This is a genomic window from Streptomyces sp. 5-10, from assembly GCF_014712245.1.
GTDB lineage: Bacteria > Actinomycetota > Actinomycetes > Streptomycetales > Streptomycetaceae > Streptomyces > Streptomyces violaceusniger.
In genome coordinates this window covers 1-16,384 of sequence record NZ_JACVYG010000074.1, presented here as the reverse complement: position 1 = coordinate 16,384, position 16,384 = coordinate 1, and the positions used below count along the sequence as shown (strand labels likewise).

The 16,384-nt window shown below is 70.4% G+C and carries 16 protein-coding genes; 11 read left to right on the top strand and 5 right to left on the bottom strand.

Annotation, left to right across the window (positions count from 1 at the left end; genetic code table 11):
• The first annotated feature begins 21 nt into the window (after nucleotides 1-21).
• Nucleotides 22-792, top strand: a complete 771-nt coding sequence (locus IEJ02_RS43670) for an IclR family transcriptional regulator (RefSeq protein ID WP_191069867.1) — start codon at nucleotides 22-24, stop codon at nucleotides 790-792.
• Nucleotides 793-813: 21 nt separating this feature from the next.
• On the opposite strand, the gene IEJ02_RS43665 is transcribed toward IEJ02_RS43670, so the two are convergent.
• Nucleotides 814-1,707, bottom strand: a complete 894-nt coding sequence (locus IEJ02_RS43665; protein WP_223865415.1) for a citryl-CoA lyase — start codon at nucleotides 1,705-1,707, stop codon at nucleotides 814-816.
• Nucleotides 1,704-2,930 carry a CaiB/BaiF CoA transferase family protein gene (locus tag IEJ02_RS43660; protein ID WP_191069866.1) on the bottom strand — a complete coding sequence of 409 codons (1,227 nt, stop codon included), beginning with the start codon at nucleotides 2,928-2,930 and terminating at the stop codon, nucleotides 1,704-1,706. Before IEJ02_RS43660 ends, IEJ02_RS43665 begins: the two co-directional genes overlap by 4 nt.
• A gap of 136 nt (nucleotides 2,931-3,066) precedes the next feature.
• Between IEJ02_RS43660 and IEJ02_RS43655 the strand changes: the two genes are divergently transcribed.
• Nucleotides 3,067-4,467 (top strand): MFS transporter, encoded by a 1,401-nt coding sequence (locus IEJ02_RS43655; protein WP_191069865.1) that lies wholly within the window; start codon nucleotides 3,067-3,069, stop codon nucleotides 4,465-4,467.
• A gap of 36 nt (nucleotides 4,468-4,503) precedes the next feature.
• Here IEJ02_RS43655 and IEJ02_RS43650 read toward each other — a convergent pair whose 3' ends face one another.
• Entirely contained in the window at nucleotides 4,504-5,406 is a 903-nt protein-coding gene (locus IEJ02_RS43650) for an alpha/beta fold hydrolase (protein WP_137977702.1), read from the bottom strand.
• A gap of 150 nt (nucleotides 5,407-5,556) precedes the next feature.
• Between IEJ02_RS43650 and IEJ02_RS43645 the strand changes: the two genes are divergently transcribed.
• The 4 genes from IEJ02_RS43645 (at nucleotide 5,557) to IEJ02_RS43630 (ending at nucleotide 9,343) form a co-directional block, all read left to right on the top strand.
• Entirely contained in the window at nucleotides 5,557-6,447 is an 891-nt protein-coding gene (locus IEJ02_RS43645) for a LysR family transcriptional regulator (RefSeq protein ID WP_191069864.1), read from the top strand.
• 57 nt (nucleotides 6,448-6,504) lie between these two features.
• A complete protein-coding gene (locus tag IEJ02_RS43640; protein ID WP_191069863.1) occupies nucleotides 6,505-7,578 on the top strand; it encodes a tartrate dehydrogenase in 1,074 nt (357 codons plus the stop codon).
• A gap of 116 nt (nucleotides 7,579-7,694) precedes the next feature.
• Complete coding sequence (locus IEJ02_RS43635) at nucleotides 7,695-8,912, top strand: serine hydrolase domain-containing protein (RefSeq protein WP_223865414.1); 1,218 nt, start codon at nucleotides 7,695-7,697, stop codon at nucleotides 8,910-8,912.
• A gap of 29 nt (nucleotides 8,913-8,941) precedes the next feature.
• Entirely contained in the window at nucleotides 8,942-9,343 is a 402-nt protein-coding gene (locus IEJ02_RS43630; protein WP_191069862.1) for a VOC family protein, read from the top strand.
• Nucleotides 9,344-9,429: 86 nt separating this feature from the next.
• On the opposite strand, the gene IEJ02_RS51235 is transcribed toward IEJ02_RS43630, so the two are convergent.
• Entirely contained in the window at nucleotides 9,430-9,507 is a 78-nt protein-coding gene (locus IEJ02_RS51235; protein ID WP_370443954.1) for a 50S ribosomal protein bL37, read from the bottom strand.
• 143 nt (nucleotides 9,508-9,650) lie between these two features.
• Nucleotides 9,651-10,349 (bottom strand): SDR family NAD(P)-dependent oxidoreductase, encoded by a 699-nt coding sequence (locus tag IEJ02_RS43625; RefSeq protein ID WP_191069861.1) that lies wholly within the window; start codon nucleotides 10,347-10,349, stop codon nucleotides 9,651-9,653.
• Nucleotides 10,350-10,462: 113 nt separating this feature from the next.
• Between IEJ02_RS43625 and IEJ02_RS43620 the strand changes: the two genes are divergently transcribed.
• The 5 genes from IEJ02_RS43620 to IEJ02_RS43600 all read left to right on the top strand — a co-directional run bounded on the left by IEJ02_RS43620 (nucleotide 10,463) and on the right by IEJ02_RS43600 (nucleotide 16,358).
• Nucleotides 10,463-11,329 carry a helix-turn-helix transcriptional regulator gene (locus tag IEJ02_RS43620; protein WP_191069860.1) on the top strand — a complete coding sequence of 289 codons (867 nt, stop codon included), beginning with the start codon at nucleotides 10,463-10,465 and terminating at the stop codon, nucleotides 11,327-11,329.
• Between the two features lie 131 nt (nucleotides 11,330-11,460).
• On the top strand, nucleotides 11,461-12,114 hold the full coding sequence (locus IEJ02_RS43615; RefSeq protein WP_191069859.1) for a class I SAM-dependent methyltransferase: 654 nt from the start codon (nucleotides 11,461-11,463) through the stop codon (nucleotides 12,112-12,114).
• A 357-nt stretch (nucleotides 12,115-12,471) separates the two neighbouring features.
• Nucleotides 12,472-13,215 (top strand): NUDIX hydrolase, encoded by a 744-nt coding sequence (locus tag IEJ02_RS43610; protein WP_191069858.1) that lies wholly within the window; start codon nucleotides 12,472-12,474, stop codon nucleotides 13,213-13,215.
• The gene (locus IEJ02_RS43605; protein WP_191069857.1) at nucleotides 13,216-14,379 is read left to right on the top strand and encodes a 5'-methylthioadenosine/S-adenosylhomocysteine nucleosidase family protein; all 1,164 of its coding nucleotides are present in this window, start codon (nucleotides 13,216-13,218) and stop codon (nucleotides 14,377-14,379) included.
• Nucleotides 14,376-16,358, top strand: coding sequence for a hypothetical protein (locus tag IEJ02_RS43600; protein WP_191069856.1), 1,983 nt, complete (start codon nucleotides 14,376-14,378; stop codon nucleotides 16,356-16,358). Before IEJ02_RS43605 ends, IEJ02_RS43600 begins: the two co-directional genes overlap by 4 nt.
• Nucleotides 16,359-16,384: the final 26 nt, after the last annotated feature.

Below are 16,384 nucleotides of genomic sequence, written 5' to 3'. Positions count from 1 at the left end.
GTGCGGCGAGGAGGACGGGCAATGGGGACGGCGGCCGGAGAGGGCGGCGAGGGAGTACGCAGCGTCCTGCGCGCGCTGGATCTGCTCGCCCTGTTCGACGAGTCCCACCGCTCCCGCAGCGTACGGGAGTTGACGGACGCCACCGGACTGGCCAAGTCCACCGTGGTCCGGCTGGTGGCCACGCTGGAGCAGCGCGGGCTGCTGTGGAGCCGTGGGGACGGCCGGCTCACCCCCGGGGCGGGTCTGCTGCGCTGGGCGGCGCTCGCCCAGGACGCCTGGCGGCTGCCCCCGGAGGCGGTGGAGTGTCTGCGCGTCCTCTCGGTCCGGTCGGGTGGCGAATCCGCCCGGATCTACATCCGTCAGGGCGGCTCCCGGGTGTGTGTGGCCCAGCACGAGGGCACCCAGCAGCTGCGCCATGTGGTGCGCATCGGCGAGGAGATGCCCCTGTGGGCCGGTGCCTCCGGGCACGTCCTGCTCATCGGCGGCTCGGCCCGGACGCTGAGCCGGGTGGCCGCGGCGGCCGGGCGCGGCCCCGACTTCGCCTCCGTCCTGGCGGAACGGGCGCGCCTCGCCGCGGAGCGGGGCTTCGCGGTCAGCCACGGTGAGCGCGCGGACGGGGTGTCCGCCGTGGCCGCCCCCGTCACCGACGCGGCCGGGCAGGTCGTCGCCGCGGTGGGGCTCGGCGGGCCCACCAGCCGCTTCACCGAGGAGCGCGTCGAGTCCTTCCGCCCGGCGCTGGCCGAGGCCGCGAAGCGGCTGTCGGAGCTGGGGTTCCTCGGCGGGAGCGGCTGACGTCGCCGACGTCGCCGACGTTCAGGCGCTCCCGGCGCCGTTCCCGCCGCTCTCCGGCCGGTTGAGGTCCCGGGGCGCCGGGCCCTCGTACGAGGGCAGCAGCCGCCGGGGAAGCGGACCCTTGATCCTGGCCCCGCCGGACTTCTCCTCCCAGGCGTGGGAGAGGATGCCCACGCTGCGGGAGAGCACGAACAGCCCGCGCCCGAGCTCGGGCGGAAAGCCGAGTTCGCTGTAGACGATGGCGGTGGCGCCGTCGATGTTCATCGGCACGGGACGGCCGCGGCCCTCCGCCAGCGCCCGCTCCAGCGCCGTCCCGGCGCGCAGCGCCCAGCCCGGCGCCGCACCGTCCGCCACCGCCGCGCCCACCAGGTCGAGCAGCGGGGTGCGGCGCGGGTCGTACGGATGGAAGCGGTGGCCGAATCCGGGCACATGGGCGCCCGCGGCGCGGTACTCCGCCACCAGGTTCTTCGCGGCGTCGTCGACGTCCGCCCCCTCGGCCACGGCCTCCTCCAGCTCGGCCAGGACGCCCATGCACTGCTGACCGGCCCCGCCGTGGACGTCCCCCAGCAGGTTCACCCCGGTGGCCACCGCGTTGTTCAGCCCCACTCCGCAGGTGGCCGCCATCCGGGCGGCGGCGATCGACGGGGCCTGGGGCCCGTGGTCGACGGCGGCGACGAGCGCGGCCTCCAGCAGCCGCCCCTGGGTCCGGGTGGGCAGATCGCCGCGCAACAGCAGCCAGATGGTCTCGGCGAAGGACACCTGGCCGATCAGCTGCTCGACCGGGTAGCCGCGCAGCAGGATCTCGCCGGGGCGGATGCGGCTGACGGCGGTGGCCCACCAGTCGGTGACGTCCTGTGGAGTCATCACGTCCTGTGGAACCGTCGTGGCCTGTGGCTCTCCGGTCCGGCGGGTCATATCGCGCCACGCTCCTTCATCGCGTCGATCTCCTTCGGGGTGTAGCCGAGTTCGACCAGGACCTGGTCGGTGTGCTGGCCCAGCAGCGGTGGCGGGGCGGTGGCGGCCGCCGGGGCGCCGTCGACCCGGAACGGGCTGCCCAGGACGCGCAGTTCGCGCGTCCGCCCGTCCGGGAAGGGCAGCGTGCGGACGAAGTCCCGCTCCGCGAGCTGCTCCAGGCCCAGCGCGTCGGGTACGGACAGCACGCGTGCCGCCGGCACCCCGGCGTCGGCGAGGACTTCCTCCCACTCCGCGGCGGTCCGCTCGGCGAGCCCCTTCTCGATCTCGGCGCGCAGTTCCTCGCGGTGGGCCTTGCGGTCCGCGGGATGCGTGAACCGCTCGTCCTCCAGCAGCTCCGCCCGGCCGATGAGCCGGCACAGGGTGGCGAACTGCCGCTGGCGGTTGGCCGCGATGTTGAGGTATCCGTCCGCCGTGCGGAAGGTCCCCGACGGCGCGGCGGTGAAGTTCTCATTGCCCATGGGCCGCGGCGGGCGCCCGGTGATCAGGTAGTTGGAGGTCACCCAGCCCATCGCGGTGAGCGCGGCCTCCAGCATGGAGACGTCCAGGTAGGCGCCGCCTCCGGTGCGCTCCCGGCGCACCAGGGCCGCCGCCACGGCGAAGGCGGCGGCCATGCCGCCCAGGGTGTCGGCGACCGGGAAACCGGCGCGCAGCGGGCTGACCTCGGGGGTGCCGGTCACGCTCATCATCCCGGAGAGGCCCTGCACGATCTGGTCGTAGGCGGGCCGGGCGCGCAGCGGTCCGGTCTGGCCGAAGCCGGAGACGGCGCAGTAGATCAGCCGCGGGTTCTCCCGCATCAGGACCTCCCGGCCGACGCCCAGCCGGTCCATCACCCCGGGGCGGAAGTTCTCGAGGAGGACGTCGGACTCCCGCACCGCGCGCAGCAGGGCCGCACGCCCCTCCTCCTCCTTGAGGTTCAGGGTCAGCGAGCGCTTCCCGGCGTTCTGGGCCAGGAACGACGCGCCCAGCAGCTCCTCGCTCAGCTGCCGGTCGGCGCCCAGCTGGCGGGCCAGGTCCCCGGCCCCCGGCATCTCGACCTTGAGGACGTCGGCGCCGTGGAGGGCCAGCTGATACCCGGCGAAGGGCCCGGCGAGGACATTGGTCAGATCCAGGACCCGGATGCCGTCGAGCAGGGGTGGCGGGGCGGCGGGGGCGGGCGTGCTCAACGGATGACCTCCAGCGCGAATCGGGGCGTGACCCCTTGCCACGGGGTGTGTGCCTCCATAACATCACCGAACCACCAAGTGGCACAAGCGAACCGCACAGTGGTACTCGAACCACGGTGACAAGGGAGTCCCCCAAATGACGCACACCGGCAGTTCCGCCACCAGAAGGCCGGTCTTCCAGCCCAAGGTCGCCCTCGCCGCCGTCTTCGGCACCACGGTGGAGTGGTACGACTTCGCCCTCTACGGAACCGCGGCCGCCCTCGTCTTCAACAAGATCTACTTTCCGGACAGCGATCCGCTGGTCGGCGCGGTCCTCGCCTACGGCACCTTCGCCATCGGCTTCCTCGCCCGGCCCCTGGGCGGCGCCTACTTCGGGGAGCGGGGCGACACCAAGGGCCGTAAGGGCGTGCTGGTGGCCACCCTGCTGATGATGGGGCTCGCCACCACGGCCATCGGACTGCTGCCGACGCATGCGCAGATCGGCGTCGCCGCACCGGTGCTGCTGACACTGCTGCGCTTCGTCCAGGGCTTCGCCGCGGGCGGCGAGAAGACCGGAGCGCTGATCATCCTCTTCGAGAACGCACCGCCCAAGTGGCGCGGACTGCTCACCTCGCTGCCCGCGATCGGCACCGGCACCGGCACCCTCCTGTCCACCGGCGCCTTCGCGCTCACCACCGGGCTGCTGTCCGAGGACGCCTTCCTCTCCTGGGGCTGGCGGATTCCCTTCCTGCTCAGCGCCGGCCTGACCTTCTTCGGCCTCTGGGTGCGCCGCTCGCTGCCGGAGACCGCCGAATTCCAGCAGGTGCGGCGGGAGGGTTCGGTCGCCGCGACGTCCGGCCTCGCCGCGAAATCCGGCCGCCCGCTGCGGCAGCGGATCGCCGAGAGCCGCTGCGTCGCCGCCTGGCGCCGCTACCCCAAGGAGATGTTCATCGTGATCGGCGCGGGCGCCGCCGAGAACGCGGGCTACTACGTCTTCGGCACCTTCTCGGTCACCTACGCCGAGGACCGCGGGCTGCCGACCGCCGCGCTCCTCAGCGGCATCTCGCTGGTCGCGGCCGTGAAGCTGGTGACGGTTCCGGCCTTCGGCGCGCTCTCCGACCGCGTCGGGCGGCGCCCGGTCTCGATCGGCGGGGCCCTGGTGCTGCTGGCCGCCGCGTGGCCGTTCTTCACGGTGATCGACGGCGGCCACACCTGGGCCATCTGGCTCGCGCTCTTCCTCACCCTGGGCATCGGCCAGTCCGCCGTCCTCGGCTCCCAGCCCGCGTTCTTCGCCGAACTCTTCGACACCACGGTCCGGTTCAGCGCGGTCGGCATCGCCAACAACATCGGCACCGTGCTCACCGGCGGCCTCGCGCCCATGCTCGCGTCCGCCCTGCTGCTCTGGTTCGACCACAGCGTCATGGGTGTGGTCGTCTTCATCGCCCTGATGAGCGCGCTCACCGTGGTCACGGTGGCACTGGCGCGGGAGACGCGCGGGGCCGCCGAACCGGTCGAGGAGACGGCCGCACAGCGGGAGAACCTCCAGGCGGCGCCGTAAGTCCCCGGTCAGGAGTCCCCGGTCAGGAGTCCCCGGTCAGGCGCTCCCGTGCTCCCCGAGGAACGCCCGCAGATGGCGCAGCGTCTCGTCCGGCGCCTCCTCGGGGAGGTAGTGGTCGCACGGCAGCGCCTGCCCGCGCACGTCGTCCGCGTAGCCGCGCCAGACCTCCGGTACGTCGTAGTGGCGGCCGACGAAACCGTGCGCGCCCCACAGGGCCAGCAGCGGCGCGGTGACCCGGCGGCCCGCGGCGGCGTCCGCGTCGTCGTGGACCAGGTCGATCGAGGCGGCGGCGCGGTAGTCCTCGCAGCTGGCGTGGATGGCCGCGGGATCCGAGAAGCAGCGGATGTACTCGGCCTGGGCCGCCTCGTCGAACGGGGTTCCGCCCCGGTGGCGCGCCCCCATCCGGGTGCGGATCCAGAACGCGGGGTCCTGGCCGATGAGGTGCTCCGGGATGCCGTGGTCCGCCGCCAGGAAGAACCAGTGGAAGTAGCCGAGACCGAAGTCCTTGTCGGCGTGCTGGAAGACGTACCGCGTGGGCACGATGTCCAGGACCGCGAGCGCGGAGACCGCCCCCGGATGGTCGAGGGCCATCCGGTGGGCGACCCGGCCGCCCCGGTCGTGGCCGACCACCGCGAACCGGTCGAAGCCCAGCTCCCGCATCACCAGCAGCTGGTCGCGCGCCATGGCCCGCTTGGAGTACGGGGTGTGCTCGGCGTCGGACACCGGCTTGTGGCTGTCGCCGTAGCCGCGCAGATCGGCCAGGACCACGCGGTGGGTGGCGGCGAGCGCCGGGGCGATGTGGTGCCAGATCACATGGGTCTGCGGATAGCCGTGCAGGAGGAGGACCGGCGGCCCGTCCCCGGCGGTGCGCACGTTGATTCCCACACCCTCGACGTGGATGGTGCGGCGGTCGAAGTCGCCCAGCAGCTGATCGCTCATGGCCCGATCCCAGCACCCGCCGGCGGTGCGCGTCCAAGACCCGATGACGACAATCCTTATAAGCAACACCTATGGAAGGGTGAGGGCGCCGAGGGTGCTTGCTGAAGGTGCCGAGGGTGGCGAAAGTGGCGAGGCGCGGGAGGCGGCCCGGTGGATGTGCGGCAGCTGGAGTACTTCCTGGCCGTGGTGGACCACGGCGGGTTCAACCGGGCCGCCTCCGCGCTGTACCTGTCCCAGCCGTCCCTGTCCCAGGCCATCCGCGCCCTGGAGCGCGACCTGGGCAGCGACCTCTTCCACCGCATCGGCCGCCGGGCGGTCCTCACCGACGCGGGCACGGCGCTGATCGGACCGGCGCGGGAGGCGGTGCGCAGCCTCCGGCTCGCGCGGGCCAGTGTGGAGTCGGTGCACGGGCTGCGCACCGGGCGGGTGGACATCGCGGCCCCGCCCTCCCAGGCCGTCGAGCCGCTGACCGGGCTGATCGACCGCTTCGCCCGGGCCCACCCCGCGGTGTCCGTACGCGTGCAGGCCGCGTTCACCCCGCGCGATGTGACGGAGATGGTGCGCACCGGCGTGTGCGAGCTGGGGCTGCTGGCCTCCCCCGACCCCGTACCGCGGGGCGATGTGCGCACCTACCCGCTGTCCGAGCAGCGCTTCGTGCTGCTGACCCCGCCGGACGGGCCGTTCCGCCCCGGGGTGCCGGTGCGCCATGAGCAGCTGTCCGGACACCGGCTGATCGTGGGCCAGAAGGGCACCGGGATGCGCCGCTACGTCGACGACCTGGTGGCCGAGGGCGTCGCGCTGACCGTCGTGGTCGAGACCGAGCACCGGGTGTCGATCCTGCCGCTGGTGCTGCGGGGCGTCGGCCTGGCCGTGGTGGCCGACGCCTGGCGCGGCCTCGCGGAGCGGGCCGGGGCCCTGGTGCTGGACCTGGAGCCGAGCACCGGTCTGCGGATCGCCCTGGTCAGCAGGCGGGCCCCGCTGACACCGGCGGCGGAGGCGTTCGTCAGCACCGCCGTGGAATCTCATAGGGCCGGCCTATAAGAGCGATGCCATCTGCGTCTTGGACGCGGAAGTCGCTCCCCTGCTGCAATCCCCTCCATGACGAACCGCCGCACGACCACCACCCACCGCATCGCCCTGATCCCCGGCGACGGCATCGGCAACGAGGTCATCCCGGCCGCCCGCCGGGTCCTGGACTCCGTCGCCGCCCGGCACGGCCTCGGCTTCACCTACGAGACGTACGACTGGTCCTGCGAGCGCTATGCCAGCCTCGGCGCGATGATGCCCGACGACGGTCTGGACCAGTTGCGCGGCCATGACGCGATCCTGCTCGGCGCCGTCGGCTACCCCGGCGTTCCGGACCATGTCTCGCTGTGGGGGCTGCTCATCCCGATCCGCCGGGGCTTCCAGCAGTACGTCAATCTGCGCCCCATCCGCGTCTTCGAGGGCGTGCCCAGCCCGCTGCGCGACGCGGGCCCCGGCGATGTCGACCTCGTCGTCGTCCGGGAGAACGTCGAGGGCGAGTACGGCGAGATCGGCGGCCGCCTCGGGCGGGGGCTGCCGGAGGAAATGGCCGTCCAGGAAGCGGTGTTCACCCGCAAGGGCGTCACCCGCGTCCTGGACTACGCCTTCTCCCTCGCCGAGCGGCGCGGCGGCCACCTCACCTCGGCCACCAAGTCCAACGGCATCATCCACACCATGCCCTTCTGGGACGAGCTGGTGGCCGAACGCGCCGCCGCGCACCCGGAGGTGGCCTGGGACCAGGAGCACATCGACGCCCTCGCGGCCAAGTTCGTCCTCGACCCGCGGCGCTTCGACGTCGTGGTGGCCTCCAACCTCTTCGGCGACATCCTCAGCGACCTCGCCGCCGCGGTCGCAGGCAGCATCGGCATCGCCCCCGCGGCCAACCTCAACCCCGAGCGCGACTTCCCGTCCATGTTCGAGCCCGTCCACGGCTCCGCCCCCGACATCGCCGGACGCGGTATCGCCAACCCGCTCGGCGCGATCTGGTCCGCCGCCATGATGCTCGACCACCTCGGCCACCCCGAGGCGGCCACCCGCGTCACCGACGCCATCGCGACCGTCCTGGCGAAGACCCCCGTCCGCACCCCGGACCTGGGCGGCACGGCCACCACCGAGGAATTCACCGACGCGCTGCTCGAACTGCTCTGACCGGGGAGGGGTGGGGCTGTCCCCAGGGCGATGGGGGTGGCTGGCCGGATCGCCCCCGAACGCGGCGGTCCCTAGCGTGACCCTTCGAACGCAATGGGGCTTCGAGGGGGAATCGCATGAACGTGGTCAAGCGCAGGCGTGTGCTGAGTGGCGGACTCACACTGGCGGTGGCGGCGGGTGTCGCGGCGGTGACGCCACAGGGTGCCGCGGCGGTGACGCCGACGCACCACGACACACCACGGCGGAACACCGCCACGGAATCGACCACCGCCACCGACCACACTCCTCTGCGCGACATCCTGCACCGGCTGACCACGGTCGACGGCGCGCCCGGAGCCCTTCTGGAGGTGCGGAACCGGCGCGGCGGCGCGGTGCTGACCAGCGGCGTCGCGAACGTGAAGAGCCACGCGCCGATGCGCCGCGACAGCCGGTTCCGCATCGGCAGCATGACCAAGCCGTTCGTGGCGACGGTCGTGCTCCAGCTGGTGGGAGAGCGTCGCGTCGCCCTCGACGCGCCGGTGGAGCGCTATCTGCCGGGCGTCATCCGCGGCCACGGGAACGACGGGCGGGTGATCACCGTCCGTCAGCTGCTCCAGCACACCAGCGGCGTGCCCGACATCCTCGACTACCTCACCCCACAGGAAGTCCTCAAGGATCCGCTCGCCCACCACGACACCCGCGACCTCGTGAACCTCGCGCTCGCCCATCCCCCGACCTTCGAACCCGGCACCGGCTGGCGCTACTCCAACACCAACTACCTGCTGGCCGGCCTGCTCATCGAAAGGGTCACCGGCCACACGTACGGCGAGGAGATCCGCCGGCGCGTCATCGCGCCACTCGGGCTGCGCGAGACGTACGTACCGGGCGACGACCCGACGATCCCCGGACCGCACCCGCGCGGGTACGCGCGGCCGGGCGAGAACGCCCCGCTGCTGGACATCACCGCGATCAACCCCACGGTCGCGGGCCCGGCCGGCGGCATGATCTCCAGCGGCACCGACCTCAACCGCTTCCTGGACGCGCTCGTACGCGGCGAGCTGCTGCGCCCGGCGCAACTGCGGCAGATGATGACGACCCGCCCGACCGGCAACCCCGACGGCCGGGCGTACGGCCTCGGCCTGGAGAGCAGGCCACTGCCCTGCGGCGGCGGCCTCTACTGGGGCCACGGCGGCGACATCCCCGGATACGGAACGGTGGGCGGCGCCACGGTGGACGGCAGGCAGGCGACGGTCATGGTGAACGTCAACCCGGGCGGCACGGACGCCCAGGACGCCGACATGAAGGCCGCCGTCCAGACAGCCCTCTGCGAGAGCCACCGCCACAGGGCGGAATAGCCGCGGCGGATCACACCTTGCTGCTGAGCATGCGCATCTTCCGCACCTACGCACGCGTCTACGCCACGGACCTGGACACGGCGCTGGCACCGCTCACCGCCGTCACCGGCGAACCGATCACCACCCGCTTCACCATGCCGAACGGCCTGGAGCTGGCCACCGTCGGCCGGGTTCTGGTGGTGGCGGGAGAGGAGCGGACACTGGAGCCGTACAGGGCGACGTCGGCCACGCTGATCGTGGACGATCTGGACGAGTGCCAGGTACGCCTCACCCAGTCAGGAGCCCAGATAGTGCGCGGCCCGCAGGCGGTCCCCACCGGCAGAAACCTGACCGCCAGGCTGCCCGGCGGCGCCCAGCTCGAATACGTGGAGTGGGACGAGGCCCAGTGGGACCGCGCCGGAGGCCGCCCGGACACCTCGAACCCCGCGTAGGCCGGCTGACGGGACTCCCCGTGCCCGGGCGCGGTGGCGCCACGCGCTCGGGGAGCCCATCGCCGTCACTCGGCAGAAGCCCCAGGTCAGGACTGGGGGCGGCTACCGTGATTGGCCCCGTTCTTACGGCGGGCCTTCTTCTTACGACGTCGCTTCGACGACATGTCGCCTCCTTGTCCGGCACTGCTTTTCGCCCTATGTGTACCGATCGCCTCGGCACCTCAAGCGATGATCGCGGCGCGCTTACCCAGCCCCCCGGCACATCACGCCCCTCCGTGAAACACCTCACGCCACGCTTCAGCCCGCCTCAGGACCAGGCGATCTCGCCATGCCGGGAGACGAAGCGCCCGGTGCCGGCCCCGGGCCGCTCGGTGGCGAGGGCGACGATCGCGTCCGTGCCCTCGGTGACGGTTTGGGGGCCGCTGTGACCGTTGAGGTCGGTCGCGGTGTAGCCGGGGTCGGCGGCGTTGACGCGGATGCCCTTGAGTCCCTTGGCGTACTGCGTGGTCAACATCGTCAGCGCCGCCTTCGAGGAGGTGTACAGCGGCACGACGACGCGCGACTCGGGCCGGTCGGGGTCGTGGGTGAGGGCGAGGGAGCCCATACCGCTGCTGACGTTGACGATCGCGGGGTCGTCCGAGCGGCGCAGCAGCGGCAAGAACGCGGTGGTGGTGCGGACGACGCCGATGACGTTGACGTCGAGGACGGCGAGGGCGTCGGCGGCGGTGAGGTCGCCGGGATCGCCGACGGGGCCGTGCACACCGGCGTTGTTGATCAGGACGTCGATCCTGCCCTCGTGTTCGGCGACGTTCGCGGCCGCGTCGGCCACGGACGCGTCGTCGGTCACGTCGATGGGGACGTAGCGGGCGCCGAGCGCGGCGGCGGCCTCCTCGCCCCGCTCACGGTCGCGGGCTCCGATGAGCACGGTGTGGCCACACTCGATCAGGCGGCGGGCGGTCTCGCGGCCGAGCCCCTTGTTGGCTCCGGTGATGAAGGTGATCGTCATGCGTTCGATGCTGGTCCCGACGGCGGAGGCGGGCCAGGGACGCTTCGACGGTAGGAAGACCACTACCACCTTCGCGCCCACCCACCCGACCGGGGATGCGGGAGGATGGGTGCATGCCGACGACACCCGGAACCGGACTGGGCGCGATGATCCGCACCTGGCGGGACCGGCTGCCCCCGTCGGCCGCCGGGCTGCCGGTGGCCCGCGGGCGCCGGGCGGCCGGGCTGCGGCGCGAAGAACTGGCCGACCTGGCCGGGGTGTCGGTCGACTACATCGTGCGCCTGGAACAGGGGCGGGCCACGACACCCTCGGCCTCGGTGGTGGCGTCCCTGGCACGCGCCCTGCGGCTGTCCACCCCCGAGCGGGACCACCTGTACCGCCTGGCCCAGCTCGCACCGCCGGTGGACGGCGCCATCTCCGACCACCTCCCACCCGGCGTGCGGCGGGTGCTCGCCCGGCTCGGGGACGTGGCCGTTGCCGTGTTCGCGGCGGACTGGCAACTGGTGTGGTGGAACCACGGGTGGGCCGCCCTGCTGGGCGACCCCTCCGCCTCGCCGCCGCGGCTGCGCAACTTCGCCCGCGACAGGTTCCCGGTGGACGCCGGCCCCGCCCGCCTCGCGCTGTGGCCGGTGACCGAGGCGGACCGCGCCGCCACCGACGCCGCCGTCGTCTCCGACCTCCGCCGCGCCACCGGCCGCTTCCCCCAGGACAGCCGCTTGGCCACGCTGATCCGTGAACTGAACGCGGGCAACAAGAGGTTCGCCGAACTATGGGCGGCCGGAGAGGTGGCCGCACACCGCGAGGACCACAAGACGATCGACCACCCGTCGGTGGGCCCGGTCACGGTGGACTGCGACGTGCTGACCGACGGCGACTCCGAGCTCAAGATCGTCATCATGACCGCCGTGCCCGGCAGCCAGGACGAGACCAAGCTCCAGCTCACCACCGTCATCGGCCCACCGGCCGGCACGCCCACCTGACCCGCGCACGGGAAGTCCCGGGAACCGCACGGAGAGGATCCCGTCCACCACGGCACCGGACACCCCGGTCCCGCCACACACGACTGCGCTACTGCCGTTGCCCCGTCGCCTCCGGGAAGGACGTGCCCCTCGTGTTCACCACACAGGACGAATGGAACACCGGCTACGCCGATGGCCGCCGCTATCGCCAACTCAGCGACCGCGAGCGCTCACTGCTCGCCACGCACCTTCCCGCCCCGGTCAACGGCAAGGCCCTCGATGTCGGGTGCGGGGTCGGAGAACTCGCAGCCCATCTGTCCTCGCTCGGCTACCACGTCGACGCCGTCGACTGGTCCGACAACGCCCTCGCCGAGGCAACCGCCCAGCACGGGCATGCCGCCCGGTGGCTGTGCCTGGACATCGAGCTCGAGGACTGGGCACCACTGCACGCCGACGGCTACGACGTGATCACCCTCCGGTTCGTGTATCCCTTCCTGAAACACCGCGACCGAACCATGCGGGCCCTCGGCAGCCGCCTGCGACCTGGCGCGGCCATCGTGGTCATCACGCCCCTCGCCGCCGACACCCCGGCCGAGCGGCGCGGCATCGCGCTCGACGAGGACGAACTCGCCCACCTGCGAGCCGGCTGGTCCGCCACCGAACGCCACGACGCCGAAGGACTGGCCTTCGTACTCCTGCGCGGCCCTCACCCGGCCGAGACCACGCCACCGCCCTCGCCATCGGCCAACCGCACGCAACGCGCACCGCGCCGCATCCGGCTCGACCCGGCCGAACACGACCTGTAGGCCGTCCATGAGCTCGCCCAGTGGCGACAGCTCATGGGCGAGCTGCCCTTCGCCCGCCTCGATGCCATCGAACGCGCACGCCACGACCGAGGCCCGAACTATCTCGTCACCGGTCGGTCATCCCCTCGTGCGTCCGGCTCTACACAGGGGACTACCGGCCCCGACGTTTGGTCCTGGAACGCAAGTACCCGTTCCAGAACTGCTTCGAGGCAACACCGAACCAGCAGGCCACGATCGGCCCACGCCTGGCTGCGGAGCGGACGACGAGTTGACCGCTCGGACCGCCGCCTTTACACAGCACCAGCGGTCTCGCGCCCTTCTTGTCAAAATGACAGGAACCGAAGTACCGTGAGCCACATGCAAGCTGACGTGTGGTCACCCACGCCTGTGCTATTGACGGTCGATCTTGTGATCCTGACGCTGCGCGAGGGGCGACTGTGTGTCCTGCTCGTGGAGCGGGGCGAAGATCCTTTTCAGGGCATGCTGGCTCTGCCTGGCGGATTCCTCAATCACGCTGGTGAGGAGATCCTGGACGCGGCCCACCGTGAGTTGCGTGAGGAAACCGCTCTGGTCGCTGAGTTGGTGCACCTTGAACAGTTGGCCATCTACGGGGACGCAGGCCGTGATCCACGGGGACGAGTAGTCTCCGTGGCCCACTTGGCGATCGCGCCGGGACTCCCCGAACCGGTCGCGGGAACGGATGCCGTGGATGCTGCGTGGGTTCCTGCGGAAGCCGTCCTGTCCGGTGAGGTGGAACTGGCCTTCGATCACCGCCGGATTGTGACGGACGGAATCGAGCGCGCACGTACCAAGCTCGAATTCTCGGCGCTGGCCACGGCATTCTGCGGAGAAGTCTTCACCATCGTCGAGTTGCAGCAGGTGTACGAGGCGGTTTGGGGAACCGAACTCGACACCCGTAATTTCTACCGAAAAGTCCAGGCCGTAAAGGGATTCATCATCCCCGCCGACCAGGGACGTAGGACCACGGGAGGACGGCCCGCGCGGCTGTACCGGGCCGGGCCGAAGACGGTGTTGTTCCCGCCACTGATCCGACCTGTGCCGTCCACGAGGGAAGAGGACACGGGAGAGGAAGGGGAATAGATGTCGAAAGACCTGGTGGTGATTCTCACCGCCCTCAATCTCGAGTACCAGGCCGTGCGCCGGAAACTGGCCGGTCCACAGGTGCACCGTCATGAGCGTGGGACGCGGTTCGAGGTGGGAACCGTGCAGGGCACTTCATGCCGTGTAGCGCTGGGTCTGACGAACAAAGGGAATCATTCCGCCGCGGTGATCGCTGAGCGTGCGATCCAGGAGTTTTCGCCGGTGGCCGTGTTGTTCGTCGGCGTCGCCGGTGCCCTGTGGGGCACCGCCCGGCTGGGCGACGTGGTGATGGCGACACACGTGTACGCCTACCACGGCGGAACCAGCGAGGACGACGGGCTCAAGGCCCGCCCCCGGGTGTGGGAGGCGGCGCACGGTATCAGCCAGCTCGGCTCGCATCTGGCTCGCGTGAACGACTGGGCCGACGACACGACCGGTCATGGGCGCCCGCCGCAGGTGCGCTTCGGCGCGATCGCCGCCGGCGAGGTCGTACAGAACTCGAAGATCTCGGCCGAGGCGCGCTGGATCCGGCAGCACTACAACGACGCGCTCGCGATCGAGATGGAGGCCGCCGGTGTGGCGCAGGCCGGTCATCTCAGCGGAGCACCGGTGGCCATCATCCGGGGAATCAGCGACCGAGCGGACGGTACGAAGAGCAGCGCGAAGGACCGTAACTGGCAACCACGAGCCGCGGCGAACGCGGCGGCATTCGCCACACGGCTGGCCGTGGAACTGGTGGGAGAGCAGGCGCAGATAGCAATGTCCCAGGCAGACAAGGCCCATACGGCCGACAAACTCAAAGAGCACGTCAGCAACACCGCCCATAACAGCACCGTTGGCATCATGGCCAGCTCGGTCAAGGAGAGCAGCGTCTACTTGAACGCGGCCCCGAAGGTGACCAGTCCGGCGGACCTGGTCGCGGAACTGGACGGTTTCCGTGAGCACCTGAAGCGTCACCACGCCGAGAGCGTCCTCGACGACGACACCTACCAAGAGGCACTGGCCGAGCTGGACTTTGCCCGCCGGGCGGCAAGTGAAAACACTCCCGAATCCTCCAAGAGAGCGACCATGGCACTCAAGAGGTTACGCGGCCTGCTCGCAGAGCTTCCCGAGCTGGTGGCCAGGCTGGCACCACTGGTTGTTGCGGCGGGTGACCTGTCATGAACAACGGCAGCAGCGTCACGCACAATTCCGCATACGACTCCATCGTCGGAGTCCAGGGCGGGGTCGTACACAACGCCAACGTTTCCATCCTCCATCCGGATGCCTCACCTCAGGAAAAGTACAAGGTCGGTGTGCGGTTCCTGGAGGACGGCGTCCCCAGCCGTGCTCGCGACATGATCAGTGACGCGATCGCTCACGGACACGACAACGCGGAGGTCCGTTTCCACTGGGTACTCGCCATGCTCAGCGCACGCGCCTACCACGACCTCAGCACCGAAGAACTCCAGCAGCTGCGCCATGCCTCCGGGCGCGTACGGGCCTACGCCGAGGGACAGTGGAAAGACGCTCTGCGCGTCGCTTTCGAACTGCTGGCGATGCTCAGCACTGCGGATGACCAAACAGGACGCGTACTGGAGCGGTTGCTAGCCCTGTCACCTCGCCAGCGTGACGGGATCCTCCACCACTTCGACCTCGTACTCACCGGAGGGCTGAAGGACAGCCTGTGGGCCGAGAACCGCGAGCGGGCCGAGAAAGCTCGCTTCGGCAACGACCGGGCCCAACGGGTCTGGGCCTATTTCGAACCCGACCCGATCGGGGCACGGGCCCTGCCGCCCCGCCCGAGCACCGCCGCTGCCGCAAGGGCAGCCCTCCCGGTCCGCGCCGGTCTGTTCGTCGTCGTCACCGCATTCCTCTGGATCCTGGCTTTGGTCGCGGATCCGGCTGAGGCGATCATCGAGTTACTGGTGGCGCTCGGTGCAGGCCTGACCGCAGCTCACTTCGGCCACCAATGGTGGTACCACGCACATCAGCTGAAGGCCAAGAACCGCTTGCTCCACATTCCGCAGACGGGCGATCCCGCCACTGCCGGGGACGGGTTCACCAACCGCGTCCGTCATTCGTTCGACCACTACTTCAGTACTCGCGTGCCCCACGGATTCGCCCCGTACATATGGCTCAACCATACCGTCCACATCCGCAACAGCCTCGTCGCCGAGATCGCGCTCCTCTACCGCGAGAGCCGAATCAGCGTGGACCGGGTCGACTGGCTGATCCGCTATCTCGCTGAGGATGCCCGAGACCGTCACAACAAAGGTACTCTGTTCGATCACCGCCACCAGGGCCAGACGCCGGCGGTGGCGCAGGTGCTGTGCGTGGTCGCCCTCATCACTCTCAGCATCACGACTCTGGCCCTGCTCGGAACAGTGGCCTCAGGAGCCGGCGCGTCGCAAGTGCTGCTGGCCATTCTGGCCGTAGTCGGTTCGGTCTGGTCCGGACGCGCGGCGGCGTCCTCGTGGCTGGAAGCCCGGGGTGAAGAGCACCGGGTGGCCAAGGAAACCCAGGAATATCAAGAGCGGCTGACCGCGCGACAAGTCGCGTACCAGAACTGGAAGTCGTTCCTGGACACCATGCGACCCAGCGAGCTGGAAATGGAGACCTGGCTCACCTGCGACAAGACGCTGCTCGTCGACGAAGCACTTCGCCACTACCAGCTCACTTGGCGCGACCTGATCACCCACACCATCCTGATGACGCCGGCACGCCCCTACAAGCGAGCGCGTGTGAAGGGCGGTCCTTGGCGATACTCGCGCTACAGCTTCCGTCTCTTCTTGGTCACACAGGATGGCGTTCGCGAGATAAGCAAGGAATTCGATTTCGCCGACGCAAAACGTGGGATGGAGCAGCGAAGCAACTACCGGTTCGACGCGTTGTCCTCCGTACAGGTCACGGAACGCAGCGAGGTCGGCTACGACCTGGAGCTCATCCTCACCAACGGGCCAGCCAGGAACATTCGCGTAAAAGACGCCGACACCCATCAAATCGCGCCGGACGAGAACGCCCAGGAAATCGCCGAGATCGACCTCGATTCGGCTGGTTTCATCCACACCTTCCGCCTCCTGGAAGGAATCGCGGCGGACGGAAAGGGTTGGATCGAACGAAACAACCCCTACAACCTGCCGTCCTTCCGTGCTGCCGACTAGATGAATGAGTCCGATGTTCTCAGTGG